The organism is Collinsella aerofaciens (genome assembly GCF_028209395.1).
Lineage (GTDB): Bacteria > Actinomycetota > Coriobacteriia > Coriobacteriales > Coriobacteriaceae > Collinsella > Collinsella aerofaciens_AZ.
Genome location: NZ_JAQLDQ010000009.1, coordinates 57,407 through 72,679, shown reverse-complemented (window position 1 = coordinate 72,679; position 15,273 = coordinate 57,407). Strand labels below are relative to the sequence as shown.

The window sequence follows — 15,273 nt, the reverse complement described above, 5'->3', positions numbered from 1 at the left end:
AAGTCATAGATGCGGGCGTGTTGGCTAAAATGGGTCGGCCGGGATTGGTCAATCTCGGCCGACTATATTTGGCTAAATTATTCCGGCGCTAACAACGCAAATAGCCCGCTAGAACAACATCCGTTCTAGCGGGCTTATTCAGATATTTCGGCTACGCGCTCGGTGGCTCAGACAAATCTTTACGCAAACAGGCCGTAGATGCTGATGTTGGCCTTGGCGTAGAGGCCGTTAGCATACTCGGTCCACTTGGAGCTGGCGCTCGAAGCCTGCGAGGAATACTGCTGATAAGCAGTGTAATAGGCGGTCATGGCCTGCTTGTAGGTGGCGCTATCGGCCGTAAAGGCATCATCGGCAAAGGCCTTGGCATAGGTGCTGTCGGCATCCTTCCAAGTGCCCTTCTCGCTATCCCACTCGTCGCCGGCAAGGTTGATGATGTAGTCGGCGTAGTCCTTGCTCGCGGTCTCCTCGTTGCCGTCAGCAGGCTCGGTCGGGGCGGTCGGCATGCTTGCGGAGCTATCGCCCACCTTCTTCTTGTAGAGCTTCTGCAGCGTCGCAGACTGGCGGACGATCTGCTTGGCCTGGTCCTTGGACACGCCGTACTGCGTGGCCATGGTCTTGTAGTCGGAGGTGCCGATGGAATCCTCGGCGTACTGCTTCATCTCCTTGGAAGAGACGGTAATGCCCTCGTCCTCGGCAGCGTCCAGCAGAATCTGGTTGCGCACGTAGGACAGGATAACGTCGGCAGACGGTGCGGTGTAGTTGCCGTCGTCGTCCTTGACGGTGTCGAGGCTATACTGGCTCTCGATGGCCTCGCGCGCGGTGATGTCGCTCTTCTTGCCGTTGTAGCTATAGCTTGCCACGGTCGAATCGAGCTGGTCCTCGGTCAGGGTCGCCGAGCCGACGCCCTTGCCGCCAAAACCACCGTTGCCGATAAAGAAGCCGACCACAGCAGCGATCACGATAGCGACCACAAAGGCGGCAATCATCGTCTTCTTGTGCTTGCAAGCGTGGTCGTCCACGTCGGAGTCGTCGTCCTCATCCTGGGCCTCGGGCATCAGATTCTCGTCAGCGGCATCCGCGGCAATCTGAGCCTCCAGTCGGGCGTCCTCCTCCTCGGCGGACGTGCCGGCGGCAATATGTTCGGCAGACGTGCCGGCGACCAGGTCGATCTTTTCGTCCTCATCACCGTCGGGGCCTTCGCCGCGCTCGATGATCTGGATGCCGTCGATCTCGTCCTTCTCGTCCTTCTTTTGAATCAGACCCATATCAGTTACTCCTTGTTAGGAAACATAGTCCCCAATAGAATACGCCCGGCAGAGCGCCGGGCGTATTGATTCTTAGGTTATACGCAAACACTTAAGTACTATTTAGGCGTTTGCAGCGTGCATACCTTAGACCAGGTGCGCGATAACGGCATCGGCAAAGGCCTGCGTGCCCACAGCGCCCTCAACGGAGCCGGTCTGGGCACGACGCACGTCACCGGTAACCTGCTCGCCCTCGTCGAGCGTGGCAGATACGGCGGCGCGAATACGATTGGCGGCATCGTTCTCGCCCAGGTGATCGAGCATCATCGCAGCAGAGAGGATCTCGGCCGTGGGGTTGGCGATATCCTTGCCCGCGATATCGGGCGCGGAGCCGTGCGTAGCCTCAAAGATGGCGCAGTCGGCACCGATGTTGGAGCCGGGGGCCATACCCAAGCCGCCCACCAGGCCGGCGCACAGGTCACTCACGATGTCGCCGTACAGGTTGGGCAGCACCAGGACATCGAAGTCGTTGGGGTTCTGGACCAGGCCCATGCAGGTGGCGTCGACGATCTTGTCGTTGAACTCGATATCGGGATAGTTGGCGGCCACCTCGCGCGCCACGCGCAGGAACAGGCCGTCAGTCGCCTTCATGATGTTGGCCTTGTGCACGGCCGTCACCTTTTTGCGGCCGCAGCGACGGGCATACTCAAAGGCATACTCCACAATGCGGCGGCTCTTGGCAATGGAGATGGGCTTAATCGAGATGGCGGAATCCGCGGCGAAGGTCTTCTGACCAGAACGCTCGACGAGCTGCGAGAGTTCCTCGACCTCGGCAGCGCCCTCATCGAACTCGATGCCGGCGTAGAGGTCTTCAGTGTTCTCGCGCACGATGACCAGGTCGACGTCGCGGAAGCGCGAGCCGTCGCCCGGCTGCGACAGGCAGGGGCGCACGCAGGCGTACAGGTCGAAGTGCTTGCGCAGGGCCACGTTGACGCTGCGGAAACCCGTGCCGACCGGCGTGGTGATGGGACCCTTGATGGCGACCTTGGTCTCGGCGACCGCATCGAGCACGTGCTGGGGCAGCGGCGTGCCAAACTCGTCCATGACGCCGGCACCGGCCTCCTGGACGTTCCAGTTGATCTGGACACCGGCGGCCTCGACCACGCGGCGCATGGCCTGCGTAATCTCGGGACCGATACCGTCACCGGGAATCAGGACTACATCGTGCGCCATAATCTGTTACTCCTCGTCTTCGGCGTCGTCAGATTTTTTAACGCTAGCACGCTTCTTCTTTTTGGAGAGATCCAGGCCAAAACGTTTAACAAGCATTTCGCAAATCTCGCTCGAACGGGCCTTGAGATAGCTGCCCTTACCGTTCTCGGCATCGAACTTAAGGCGCAGCGCAAGCTTCTCGGCAACCTCGGCGTCGATCTCGCCCTGGCAAAACTCGTACAGGCAACCGAGCATGTCGCGATACTCGAGGTCGCCGTGGTAGCACTGGATGGCCTCGTCCAGGATGGGCCAAGCCTCGCGCGAACGCTCGACGCTCGTGGCACCCCACACGCACAGCAGGCGGAAGGCGGCATAGCGCAGCGTGGAGGAGATCTCGTCGAACAGTGCAGTCTCGGCGCCCTCAAAGGCATCGCCCAGCTGCTCGGGGCAGGTGGTAGCGAGCGCCGTCAGGGCATCGAGGGCCTCCCAGCGGGTCTGCGCCTCGGGGCGGTCGAGCGCCTCGATCAGCGCGGGCACGCAGGGCACAACACGCTGCGGATCGCGCTCGGCAAGCAGGTGCAGCACGCGGGCGGCAAACTGGCGGATGCGGCGCGTGGGGCAGCCGAGCTCCTTGACCAGACGGTCGACGGCGTTCTCGTTCTCCTCTGCCAGCTGAAGCTGTGCCAGCTCCTCGTCGGTGAGCTGTTCGTCTTTGTTTTCTGCCATAGTTACCTCTTCTTACTATTTCTTAGCGTGCTTGCCAGCACCCTTGCTGTCATCGGTGACCGAGATGAGCTGTCGGTCGGCTGCACCATTGTGACGCGCACGGCGACGCTCCTCGGCGTCGCCCGCGTCGGCGGCGGCGCGATGAGCCTTGTTGACGTTAAAAACCTCGTCGTGCTTGCGCCATGGACCAACGGACTCGCCAAAGCTCATCTTAAGACCGGCGATAAAGCCGCCGAGCCAGCCGATCGGCGCAAACTGCACCAGCGGGAACAGCGAAAACACCCAGGTCAGCAAGACGACTGCCGCCGCTCCTGCAAAGTTGGCAATCCAGTAGTCGCGCTTGGTGATCACGCGCTTTTCGCAGGCCCACTGGCCGCACAAAAAGCCAATGTAAATCGCAAAGAGAAAGAGCACCAGCGCTAACACCACGAACGTCCAGCTCATGGGTGCTACTCCCCGTGATGGTGGCCGCAGCAGCACTCGTGGCCGTCGTCATGGCCGTGACCGCCGCAGCACTCGTGGTCCTCGCCGTGATGGTGGCCGCAACCGCACTCGTGGTCGTCGCCATGCTCGCCGCAACCGCAGCCGTCCTCGTGAGCACCGTGCTCCTCGGGACGATACTGCGACCAGTCCAGACCGGCGGCGATGGCGTCGGCCTCCTCCTTGTAGAGGACCGTGATGGCCTGGGTGCCCAGCTTGGCGCCACCGATGGCGTCGAGCATGTCGTAGAGCGTAAAGGCCACGTCGGCGCCGGGCAGCGCAAGCTCACGATCGTCGGCATAGGCGAGCGCCAAGCGCAGGTCCTTAATGAAGTGCTCGACCATAAAGCCGGGCTTGTAGTCGCCGTCGAGCGCCTTGGGAGCCAGGCTCTCCATGGCGCCGGACTTGCCGGTACCGCCCAGGATCATCTGGCGGGTCTTCTCCAGGTCAAGGCCGCTCAGCTCGGCAAATGCCATGGCGTCTGCCATACCGACCATGCAGGCGCCCAGCGACACCTGGTTGGCGAGCTTGGCAGCCTGGCCCTTGCCGGCGCCGTCGAAGCAGCAGATGTTAGCCGCGAAGGTGGCAAGGATGTCGCGGACCGGCGCGATGTCGTTCTCGGTGGCGCCCACGATAGCCGTAAGCGTGCCGGCGATAGCACCCGACTCGCCGCCGGTGACGGGGCAGTCAAACGCCATGCGGCCGGAGACCTGGGCGGCCTCGGCAATGTCGCGCGCCAGCTCGGGCGAGCTCGTGGTGAGGTCGATCAAGACCGCGCCCGGCTTGGCGCACGCGAGCAGGCCGTCGCCCGCCAGGTAGAGCTCCTCAACCTCGGAGGGATAGCCCACCATGGTAAAGACGACATCGGCGTTAGCCACGGCATCGGCCGGCGTATCGGCCCAGGCGGCACCGCGCTCGATAAGCGCGGCAGCCTTGGACTTGGTGCGGTTGTTGACCGTGACGGGATAGCCGGCATCCAGGATGTGACCGGCGATGGGGGCACCCATGATTCCAGTGCCGATAAATGCGACGGAGAGCTTGTTTGCCATGAAACCTTTCCTTTTGGGTTGGGTGTTATTACCAGGTTGAATACTCGGTGCCAGCGTTTGGGCTGTAGTTGGGATCGATTACGGCCGCAGCGCTTGCCTACTGACCGCGCACGCGGCGGGCGATGCGATCGGAAAGCGACGCCTTGTCGGCGCGGTTCTTACCCCAAAACGCGCAGGCCACCATGCCAGGGCCCACGTGCGAGCCAATGGTGGGACCCACGGAGCTGCGAATGATCGTGACGTCGGCGCAGCCTTCCTCCTTGCGGATGGCGGCTTCGAGCCAGTCGCCGTCCTTTTCGGCATCGGCCGTCATGATGGCGATGGGCATGGTGCGGTCGGGCACGTAGTTCTCGCGGAACGACTTGAGGATGGACTTGAGCGCCTTCTTGCGGCCGCGGTTGACGCCGATCAGCGACAGCGAGCCGGCAAGGTCGTAGGAGAGCTCGGGCTTGACATCGAGCTTTGCCGTGAGCTGCGCCGCCGCGGGCGGAATGCGGCCGCCGGCAGCCAGTGCGTCGAAGCTCTCGAGCGTAAAGTAGCCGTGGACGTAGGTCTTTGCCTCGTTTGCCCAATCGACCAGCTGCTTGGCGGTCAGTCCCGCCGAACGCTGGCGCACGGCCTCGAGCGCCAAGAGCGCGCCGGTCGCGCAGGGCAGAGCGTTGTCGACCACGTACAGCTCAAAATCGGGATGCTCGGCGCGCACGGCATCTGCCGCCTGGCACGCGGAGTTGTAGCTCGACGACAGCGCCGAGGTAAAGCACAGGTAGACCGTGGGCGTGCCCTCTTTGGCGCACTCGGTAAAGAACTCGATATAGCGACCGAGCGACACAGCCGAGGTGGACACGCGGGCACCAGCGCGCATGCGGTCGTAAAACTCCTTGGGCGTGATGCTCGACCAGATGTCATCCGTGCGCTCCTCGCCATCGATAATGAAGGGGAAACCCAGGATATCGACATCGAGGTTCGCGGCGACCTCGGGGCTAAAGTCGCAGCAGGTATCGACGACGATGCGGCAACGGTCCGAATGACCGGTAGATGCGGCCTTGTCCATCAAAGCGACTCCTTACGTAAAAAGGCGGCCACCCGCATGGGATGGCCGCCAACCGTTAACTCATGCAAGTTAACGTATTTTACTCGTCAAGTGTTTCGATGCGGGGCTTGATGATGCCATATCCACCATTCTTACGGTGATACACCACATTGATGAGGCCAGTCGTCGCGTTCTCGAACACGTAGAAGTCGTGGCCGAGCAGATCGGTCTGCACCAGCGCCTGCTCCTCAGTCATCGGGGTGACGTCGATAACCTTCTCGCGGACGAGCAGGTCGTCCTCTTCCTCGGGCAGCAGCAGGTCGGCCAGATCCTCAACGCGCTCGACCGGTGCGACATCCGCGGCGCTGGCACCGCCCTGGCGGTTGTCCACGACCTTGGTCTTGAACTTGCGCAGCTGGCGGGTGACCTTATCGGCGGAGAGGTCGATGGCGGCGTACATATCTGCACCGTGCTCGGCAACGCGAATCACCGAACCGCGGGCACGAACCGTAACCTCGACGATTGCCGGGTTGGGGTTCGAGGGGTTCTTCTCATAGCGAAGTACAACGTCGACCGTCATGGGCTCGATATCGAAAACCTTGAGCGCCTCGCCGATCTTCTCATCCACATGCGCACGCAGAGCATCGGTTACCGTCGTCTTGCGTCCAGAAACCTTGATATCCATACGTGGCTCCAATCTGCCTCGGGGACTTACTGTACTGGCTATGTACCCATTGCCGTGCATTTAATCACGCGGATTCCTAAAGACCCGAATAACGATTGCTTGATACCGCATACCGAAGTCTCGCACTTTTCTGTGGCAAAGTGCGCTATAGGAGGGGGCCGACGGCTTTGTATTTGGTCCCGAAAATTAGCTTTGACCTGCTGGTTTTATTGGGATGAAAAAGCCGGGCTCCCCTATTGGAGGAGCCCGGCAGTGCGTGTTGAAACCGTGAAGAAGTGTCCTTTCCAACGTATAGGAGACACCACCCCTAGCAATAACTAGCTATTGAGTTTGTTAATGTCGTCGTCGGTGATGGTGCCTTCCTGGCTGGACGAGTTGTCCTCAGAGGATGCGGTCTCATTGTTGGAATCGGAGGACTCGCTGCCGGAGGACATGGTCTCACTGGACTCAGAATCGCCCGGCTGCACGTTAGCGCCCGAAACCGTCTTAGTGGTGAGGTCGTAGGGCATCGTGCCATACCAGACAGAGTGGACCGCCTCGAGCGTGCCGTCGGCCGTAATACCGTCGAGGGCATCGCTCACGGCACGGCACAGTTCGTCATTGGACGAAAGGCCCACAACACCAAGCGTCGAGGGCGCCTCGAGCGCACCGACATAGGAGACCTCGCTCATCAGGCGTGCAAGGTAGCCGCCGGCCGTGGAGTCGCAGATCACATAGTCGACCTCGCCGGACTCGAGCGCCTCAAAGCACTCGTTGATGTTGGAGTAGGTCTTTTGGTTGGCGGTGATGCTCTGCTTAGCAAGCGCCTCCTGCGAGGCCGAGGACATTTGGACACCCAGAGTAGACGCGTTAAGGGTATCGGTGGAAACGCTTAGCGACCCACCATCGCTAGTTTTACCGAACACGGAAGTGGCATCGTACAGGCAGGTGCCGAGCGAGCTAATGTCCCCGTCCGTGGAGTTAATCTCGCCGATAAAGATATCGGCCTTTTTGTCGCCGAGCACGGAACCTACCGAGGACGCATCGACAAAGGCGACCTTAAGGCCCATGCGGCTTGCGAGAGCGCGGGCGGCGTCAACCGCATACCCCGTGAGCTCGCCGTCGGCGTCCTGCATGGCCTGCGGCGCATCGGAAGTATCGAGGGCGACCGTCAGGGTTCCGGGAGTGACCAGGGCATCGTCCGACATCGCCGGCGTGACGGTCTCGTACTCGATCTGGTCGATCGTGGGAGTCGTGAACGTAGACAGCGGGTTGAACGCGCATCCGCTCAGGCCCAAAACGGCGATGACCGCTGCGGTCCCAGCACCTAACCGAGCCGCGTGCATCAAGCTGCCCCTCACCATGTCCACTACCCTGCCTTCTGTGTCGTATACGATCCGTGCGTTGCGCGGAATATCAGGTTGTTCCCACCAGCTGACCTGGTATTTGACCCCACACTTGCGCACCGGGGCGTTTGCTCGGGAGGCCGCAGCCACCTTCACGACTGGCCCGCTCGCCCGCGAGGCGGTATTGCCCCAAAGAAAGTAGAACGGACGGTGCGGCTTACATCTAGGACGCGCCATGATCGCGCCGCGCGCACGCGGTCGCTTACGTGGATCCCTTTGACCGCGTCTGTCTTGGACTAGGACGGGCATTTCGTCCGTCCGCAACCACAGCCTGGCAGGAACGTAGCGCATTATAGCTAAGTTCAAGCTAAAGTTTAAGGTTAGGGGCGTTATTCGCATCGCGAGTACAGATTTCGCAGGTCAGGACGGGCCGCACGTGCTCTGATTGAGCCCGTCGCTCCCCTATGGAAAGCCCCAACACACCCGTCTTAGGGCGCCGTGGCCAAAAAATAGCAAATATGAGTACTGTTACCAATTTAGTAGCAGGAGTTTTTGGCTCTGCAAGCTGTTTTCACGCTCTATAACGTCAGATTGATGCCAGGATATTCCACATTTGTTTAATAACTTTCTAATCTACCCCATCTTCCAGTCCCAAAATCCCTGATTTTGCTGTTACTGAATTTGTGGCAGTACTCATATTTGCTATATTTTGGCCAAAGCATATATCCAACCCCCTGTTTCAGAGCATTGTTAGGCGGGTTTAAGCCCAAAACACGCCCGCAGCGTGTTAAATAGCGCCTCTTGTTTCTTTCTGCGAGCGTCAACACGGTTGCGATATCGCTTACCCATGCGCTGGTGGATGCGCCATGCGAGCGCTTCCATCGCTTCCATGTCGCAGAGCATCTCGTTGTTGACCGTCGCGACCTCGATTCCCATAGTAATCAAGCCCGTGTTGCGTTTTTCATCATGGATACGTCCCCTCCGGGAGGAATGGCCCAGCTCACCGTTGTATTCCAGGTCAAACTGGGCTGCTTCCTGATACGCATCGCAAACTGCATGCGGCATCCCCGAGATTGCCTGCGCACGGTCATCGAACTCGATCTTGTAGTCGGTCTTAAAGGGACCGCAGGCAAATCCGCCATAGGAAAACGGAAGCGAAAACAGAGCGAGCATGATGCACTCCATGGGCGAGCGCAGATTTTCCGACAGGTAGGGACACAGGCGCAGCAGCTGTTTGGCCACATTCCCCTTGCATGCCGCGAGGTAATCTACCAGGCAATCGGGTGTCAGCACGGACTCGACCTCAAAGTAACCGACATCTGGCGGCTGGTCTTTGTCCTTTGCCAATTTGTTCACGACAGGCGAGGTGTAGGGAGGCAGATACTTCCCGCGGTCACTCAGTGAAATCTTAGAGCACAGCTCCTGGGCCAGGGCAAATGCCTGGATGCAGCCGACCTCGCGCGCGACGGCTACGCAAAGGGCCTCGGGAGATAGACTGTACACCCCCGGTTCCACCTCTAGAATCGAGCCGGCGGGCAACTCGGAGCATACGGACCAGCTCACGCCAAGAATACGGCGGCGCTGCGCTGCAGACCCTACCAGCAAGCACAAATCCTCTTGCACCTCGCCGCCTGCGGCCCCAATCCGCACCAAATCGGGAAGATAGATGTCCTCGGTCGAGGGCGACGACGTGCGCAGCACACGGCGCTCTTCATCGGGATTAAGGTCCTTCCAGCTTATGTAGCCCATCTGCCGACGCTCGGCGCGCACCATGCGCAGCGCCGAGGCACCCGTCAGAATTACGGAAGCAGCCAGCTGCTCGCTTGCAGGCTTGCCACGCTGCCCGATCTTTATTGCCATCTGAACCACCCCTACCAAACGCGTGCGATAGCGAGGCCATCAACGGCCGTGGCACCGGCGCGCTTGAGTTCCGCCGAAGCCGCGGCCATCGTCGCGCCCGTGGTGATAACGTCATCGATAAGCAGCAGACGGCGGCCGCGCACATCCTCAACCGTCTCGTACATGCCTTGGGCACGCTCGCGGCGCTCCTCACGACCGAGTTCGCGCTGGTCGCCATGCCCGTACTTGACGAGAGCATCGAGCAGGGGAACACCCGACAGCTCGCAAAATGGGCGCGCAATGGCCTCCATATGATCAAAACCACGCCGCCGAAACGCTGCCGCCGTCGCAGGCACAAACACCACCGCATCCGCACTGGACAGCACACCTCCGTAGCGATCGGGCGCTACGACCTGGGCATGCAGGGCGGTGTCGTAGAGCAGCTCCGCCAGATACGGAGCCAGACGTCGCTCGCCCGCATCCTTGTACGCTTTAATGATGCGCGGCAGCGGATGCGCATAGACGGCGCACGCCAGGCAGCGGTCGAGCGCCTCCGCCATTGTCGAGGACGTGCCCTCGACCGAACACTCAGTGCACAGCAAATCCCCAAACGGGGCGCCGCATCGGGTGCAGCTATGACGTGGGTCGATGAGCGTGAGCGCGGCCAGGCAGTCTTGGCAAATAAGCGCACCGGCGCGTTCGCAGCCGGCACATCGCGTGGGCGACAACGCCTCAAGCGCCTCGTACGTCGCGTGCTCGGCAAACGGTAGCAATTCGTCCGCAAACGGCAGGGCACCGGCGCCCTGCAGACGGCTCAATATGTTCAAACGGCTCTTCAAGACACAACCCTCCCTACGTTCGGTCGCAGGGAGGGTTGTTGATTCGGCGCTATGATACCCCGATGCGCTCGGGGCAAGGCGAGCTAAATCCGCTCGCGGGCGTTATTCGCCGGCGGGCGGTTGCGGTGCGGACGAAGACGGAGTCGAGCCCTCGCCGCCATCCTGGCGCGGCTTGCGGGAACGGCGACGGCGACGGCGCTTTTGACCCTGGTCGGCCGAGCCCTCGCCACCGCGATCCTCGCGCGGCTCGCGCTCGTCGCGAGCGGCGCCACGCGAAGCCTTGGCAGCCGCTCCCCCGCCATCTCCGGGACGACGGCGCGTGACCTTGACCTCGCCATCCGAGACCTGATCGGCCACGGAGGGCACTGAGGGCTTCTGCTGCGCGCCCGAGGAATGGCGACGGCGCGGACGCGGCGCGCGCTCCTCCTCGCCACGTGACTTGCCACCCTTGTCGGCAGGCGCATCGGAACCCGAACCACCCTTGGGGGCGGCACCAGCCTCGCGAGCGGCTGCGGCGCGGAAGGCGTCCTCGCGCTCCTCGCTCGACAGATGACGGCGGCGGCGACGTGTGGGGTTCATACCACCGCCGCGATTCTGCTGCTGGGGTTGCTGGACCTCGCGCTCGCGAGAGGCGTTCTTGCCCGCGGCTGCAGCCTCGGTAGCATCGCCCGAGCCCGCGCGCTTGCGGCGGCGACGGCCATCGGCCGCCCCCTCGGCCTCGGGTGCCTCGGCCTTGCCGCGACCCTTTCCACGGCCACGGCCCTCGCCCTGACCCTGACCGGCGCGAGCATCGGATTCGGCATCGCGACGACGACGCTTGGGCATCGACGTGCCGGCCAGGCGGTCGGCACTCGACAGGCCATCGCCCACGTCGACGCCGTTCTCGCGATCGAGCTCCATGAGCGCCAGGCGCATCTCGGGCGACTCGATGCGCTCGAGCACGTCGCGCGTCACGCAGTCGGGGCGGCAGTTGCAGCCCTGCTCGGCGGCCTTCTTTTTGCAGCCCTCCGAGCACGTCATATCGGCCAGGTTGACCTTAAAGACTTTGCCGTTCTCCAGGCGCAGCACCAGCTGCTCACGCGGCGTGTCATACTCCTGGATACGCGCCTTGCCGAGCGGCGTATCGATGAGCGTCTTCTTTTTGGGCGCACGGCTCTTAAAGTCCTTGTACGCCTCGAACTCATAACGCAGGCAGCACATCAGGCGGCCGCAAACGCCGCTGATCTTGGACGAGTTGAGCGGCAGGTCCTGCTCTTTTGCCATGCGAATCGAGACGGGCTCAAACTGTCCGCCAAAGCGCGTACAGCAGAGCTCCTGTCCGCACTGGGCATAGCCGCCCACCAGGCGGGTCTCGTCGCGCACGCCGATCTGGCGCATGTCGACGCGAATATGCAGCGTTGAGGACAGGTCCTTGACGAGCTGACGAAAATCGACGCGCTCCTCGGCCGCAAAGTAGAACACGGCCTTCTCGCCGCCAAACAGGTACTCGACGCCGACCGGCTTCATCTCGAGATCGAGCTCTTTGACCAGACGGCGGAAATCGACCATCGCCTCGTCGCCTTGGATGGCCAGGTCGTCGGCAAGCTGCAGGTCGATGTCGCTCGCCACGCGCAGCACGGGCTTGAGCGGCTGACCGATCTCATCTTGCGGCACCTCGAAGGGATCGGCCGTGACCAGGCCGATCTCGGTTCCGCGCTCGGTGGAACAAATGGCATAATCGGCCTCGAGGATATCCAGATCCTGCGGGTCGAACCACAGGTCGCGCGAGGCGTAGGTAAACTTAACGGGTACGACTAACGGCATTTCAGTGCCTTCCTGATATCGAACAGCATGACCTCGATGGCCAGCTGGGGAGTAACGTTTCTGGCGATGTTGCGCTCGGCGGTCGCGACTGCCTCGAGCGCCCGCGTGGCACCCGCAACATTGGTCGCGGCGGCAAGCCGACCGATCGTGTCGCGCACGTCTTCGTTCACCACGTCGGCTGCCTCGTCCTGAAGTGTCAGCAGCACGTCGCGCATGAGCGTCCGCGCGCTCGCCAGCGCTTCCATGATACCCGAACGCTCGCGCGCGTTGAGTTCGCGCTTGTTGCGGTCCTCAAGCTGCTTCAATGCTCCACGCGACAGGTAATCGGCATTTTGCTCGAGCACCTTTTCCTGTGTGGACTTGACCTCGGCGAGCGGCGCCTTAACGGCGACGATGAGTGACTTGGCGCGGCTGAGCACGTCGGCCTCGTCGGCGGCGATGAGCGAATCGATGGCGCGAACCATCTGACGGCGGGCGTCCTGACGCTCGGCGCTCTTGAGGAACTCGATGCCACGCGTGGGGCTTCCCGCTACGGCGACGGCCATGCGGCAACGCGCAGGGTCCTGACCGGTGGCGCGGCTCACGGCCTGCGCGGCGACGGCGGGCGACACCAGCCGAAACGGCACGCACTGGCAGCGGCTCACGATGGTGGGCAACATCACGTCTGCCGAGGTGCCCAGCAAGATAAACATAACGCCCTCGGGCGGCTCCTCGAGTGTTTTGAGCAGTGCGTTGGCGGTGTTGGCGCGCAGCTGCTCGGCACGGTCGATGATGTAGACCTTGGCCTTGGCGCGGATGGGCGCCAGGGGCACGTCGTCGAGTAGCTCGCGCGTCTGGGCGATGAGGTAGCCCGTGGCGCTCTCGGGCGTGTAATAGTGCACGTCGGGGTGCGTATGGCGGGCGACGCGCACGCAGCTATCGCATGAGCCGCAGCCATCCTGCTCGCACAGGAAGGCTTGGGCGAGCGCCCACGCGGCGTCGAGCTTGCCCGCGCCGGGCGCGCCCAAAAACAGGTAGGCGTGCGATGCGCGACCGCTGGCGACGGCATTGGTCAAAAAGTCGCGCACGCGCTCTTGGGTGTCAAGCTTGGCCAGCAGGCTTGCCTGAGCGGGGGCCATGTTACTCGGCCTCCTGGGCTAGCGCGACAGCGACGGCATCCTGGGAAATGTCGAGGCCGTAGGCGCGAACCTGCTCGACCGTCTGTGCGAATACGTCCTCGATGGACGCGGTCGCGTCGATGAGCTTTACGCGGTTTGGCTCCTCGGCGGCAATTGCGCAAAAACCCTGGTAGACACGCTCTTGGAAGGCCATGCCCTTAGCCTCCATGCGATCTGCCGCGCCACGGGCTGCCATGCGCAGCGCCGCCTGCTCGGGCGTGATGTGATAGACGAGTGTGAGCGCCGGGTGCGTCCCCGCGACGGCCAGGTTATTGGCATCGCGCACTATCTGGCGAGCGAGGCCATCGGCAAACGCCTGGTAGCAGGTCGTGGAATCGTAGAAGCGGTCGCACAGGACCACCTTGCCGGCAGCAAGGGCAGGCGCGATGACCTCGTGCACCAACTGGGCGCGCGCGGCCTCGTAGAGCAACAACTCGCAGGTGTCGCCCATCGCCGTATTGGCGGGGTCGAGCAGCAGAGCACGGATCTTTTCGCTGATGGCGGTACCGCCCGGCTCGCGCAGGCTCACAACCTGGTAGCCAGCGAGCTCGAGCGCACGGGCAAGCAGGCGCGCCTGCGTGGACTTGCCGGCGCCATCGACGCCCTCGAGCGTGATAAAGCTATGTTGAGCGGGCTCAAAAGCCATGGGCGCAGCCCCTTCCTACAAGGCGCGTAAATGCAGATATATCAACCAAGCCATGATACCCCAGTGCTCGGCGCGTCCCAAATCCCACCTAGCCAATGGCTACTCAGGTGGCAGTTAGGGACGTTCCTAAACTGCCGGCAGAAAAGGAACGTCCCCAACTGCCGGCTTTTTGGGGTGCTGGGTATAATCGTCGTATTGCATTGAAATGTGGCGAAAGGAGTGGCAATGTCTCGGTATTGCGCCTCGTGCGGCAAGCTTCTTGCAGATAATGCCAAGTTCTGCACCTCGTGCGGTGCACCCGTTGAGCAAACAACCGCGAGCGATAGCCAGCCCGCTTTTGAGCAGACCGGCCCCCTTGATACGCCGCAAGCCAAGGCGGACGACCCCCTCGCCTATCGCCCCGACCCCGCCGCAAGCCCCGCGGCCGTCGAGACCACGCAGCGCATACCCGTCGCGAGCGGCTCGCCCCAACAGGAGCCGGCTCCCGCATACACGCCCGCTTCGCCACAGACCCCCGCTCCCAAAAAGAGCGGCACCGGGCCGCTTATCGCCGTTATTGTTGTGCTGGTGGCGATCATCATCGCCCTGGTCGTTTTCTTTGTGATCAAGCCTTTCGACAACGCCGCCACGCAGATGACTGCCGAGGTAGCTAAGCTGCACCATGACGTCGACGACGATGACATAAAGCCTCTCGGCGATCCCAACAGCCTGTACGACGATGATGACGATGACGACGACGAGGATGGCGGCGTAGCAACGCTCTCCGAGCAGAATCTCTACCGCCGACTGAGCGAATACTACGACTTGCTCGAAGACCTCGACAACTACGTCCGTGGCTGCGCGCAGAACTTCAACGGCAGCTATCTGGAAGAGGATCGAACCACCCGTCAAAATCTCGCCGACGTCGCCGAGCGCACGGAGGACACCATCGAGCAGTATTACGACATCGTCGAGGACCTAAACGTCCCGACGAGCTCCAAGAACTACAGCTCCTGGAAGGACATCATCGCCCTGTACGACGACCTGGATCACCGCATTGACGCAATCTGTGATGCCTGGGAGATCAGCCTGAAATACGCCAAGCCTGAGGACCACAAGAATGAGATCGTGGCGCCGCTGTCGCGCGACAACGTGGCGGGCACCAATGACAATAAGTACCGCCTAGATTTTGAGAAGCGCTATCCCGGCGCCAAGCCTGTCGAGGTGAACTAGTGCTTTGCCGTTCCCGAGCCGGCAGT

General features: G+C 62.0%; 14 protein-coding genes. 1 reads left to right on the top strand and 13 read right to left on the bottom strand.

Features of this window, described 5'->3' with window-relative positions:
* Window positions 1–179: 179 nt before the first annotated feature.
* The 13 genes from PMW67_RS05460 to tmk form a co-directional block, all read right to left on the bottom strand.
* Window positions 180–1,265 carry a hypothetical protein gene (locus tag PMW67_RS05460; RefSeq protein ID WP_271738995.1) on the bottom strand — a complete coding sequence of 362 codons (1,086 nt, stop codon included), beginning with the start codon at window positions 1,263–1,265 and terminating at the stop codon, window positions 180–182.
* A 126-nt stretch (window positions 1,266–1,391) separates the two neighbouring features.
* On the bottom strand, window positions 1,392–2,477 hold the full coding sequence (locus PMW67_RS05455) for an isocitrate/isopropylmalate dehydrogenase family protein (RefSeq protein WP_271738994.1): 1,086 nt from the start codon (window positions 2,475–2,477) through the stop codon (window positions 1,392–1,394).
* Between the two features lie 6 nt (window positions 2,478–2,483).
* Window positions 2,484–3,182, bottom strand: a complete 699-nt coding sequence (locus tag PMW67_RS05450) for a HEAT repeat domain-containing protein (RefSeq protein ID WP_117820896.1) — start codon at window positions 3,180–3,182, stop codon at window positions 2,484–2,486.
* A 15-nt stretch (window positions 3,183–3,197) separates the two neighbouring features.
* The gene (locus PMW67_RS05445; protein WP_006236251.1) at window positions 3,198–3,626 is read right to left on the bottom strand and encodes a hypothetical protein; all 429 of its coding nucleotides are present in this window, start codon (window positions 3,624–3,626) and stop codon (window positions 3,198–3,200) included.
* Between the two features lie 5 nt (window positions 3,627–3,631).
* On the bottom strand, window positions 3,632–4,711 hold the full coding sequence (locus PMW67_RS05440; protein ID WP_271738993.1) for an NAD(P)-dependent oxidoreductase: 1,080 nt from the start codon (window positions 4,709–4,711) through the stop codon (window positions 3,632–3,634).
* 97 nt (window positions 4,712–4,808) lie between these two features.
* Window positions 4,809–5,762: a DegV family protein gene (locus tag PMW67_RS05435; RefSeq protein ID WP_271738992.1), complete on the bottom strand. Its 954-nt coding sequence runs from the start codon at window positions 5,760–5,762 to the stop codon at window positions 4,809–4,811.
* Between the two features lie 79 nt (window positions 5,763–5,841).
* On the bottom strand, window positions 5,842–6,426 hold the full coding sequence (gene hpf / locus PMW67_RS05430) for a ribosome hibernation-promoting factor, HPF/YfiA family (RefSeq protein WP_035137685.1): 585 nt from the start codon (window positions 6,424–6,426) through the stop codon (window positions 5,842–5,844).
* A gap of 317 nt (window positions 6,427–6,743) precedes the next feature.
* On the bottom strand, window positions 6,744–7,769 hold the full coding sequence (locus tag PMW67_RS05425) for a substrate-binding periplasmic protein (protein WP_271738997.1): 1,026 nt from the start codon (window positions 7,767–7,769) through the stop codon (window positions 6,744–6,746).
* A 732-nt stretch (window positions 7,770–8,501) separates the two neighbouring features.
* Complete coding sequence (locus PMW67_RS05420; RefSeq protein ID WP_271738991.1) at window positions 8,502–9,611, bottom strand: hypothetical protein; 1,110 nt, start codon at window positions 9,609–9,611, stop codon at window positions 8,502–8,504.
* A gap of 11 nt (window positions 9,612–9,622) precedes the next feature.
* Window positions 9,623–10,429 carry a ComF family protein gene (locus tag PMW67_RS05415; RefSeq protein WP_271738989.1) on the bottom strand — a complete coding sequence of 269 codons (807 nt, stop codon included), beginning with the start codon at window positions 10,427–10,429 and terminating at the stop codon, window positions 9,623–9,625.
* 102 nt (window positions 10,430–10,531) lie between these two features.
* Window positions 10,532–12,232 (bottom strand): PSP1 domain-containing protein, encoded by a 1,701-nt coding sequence (locus tag PMW67_RS05410; protein ID WP_271738988.1) that lies wholly within the window; start codon window positions 12,230–12,232, stop codon window positions 10,532–10,534.
* Complete coding sequence (locus tag PMW67_RS05405) at window positions 12,223–13,350, bottom strand: DNA polymerase III subunit (RefSeq protein WP_195240967.1); 1,128 nt, start codon at window positions 13,348–13,350, stop codon at window positions 12,223–12,225. Before PMW67_RS05405 ends, PMW67_RS05410 begins: the two co-directional genes overlap by 10 nt.
* 1 nt (window position 13,351) lies before the next feature.
* Window positions 13,352–14,035, bottom strand: coding sequence for a dTMP kinase (gene tmk, locus PMW67_RS05400; RefSeq protein ID WP_271738987.1), 684 nt, complete (start codon window positions 14,033–14,035; stop codon window positions 13,352–13,354).
* A gap of 225 nt (window positions 14,036–14,260) precedes the next feature.
* Between tmk and PMW67_RS05395 the strand changes: the two genes are divergently transcribed.
* Window positions 14,261–15,247, top strand: a complete 987-nt coding sequence (locus tag PMW67_RS05395; RefSeq protein ID WP_271738985.1) for a zinc-ribbon domain-containing protein — start codon at window positions 14,261–14,263, stop codon at window positions 15,245–15,247.
* Window positions 15,248–15,273 lie beyond the last annotated feature (26 nt).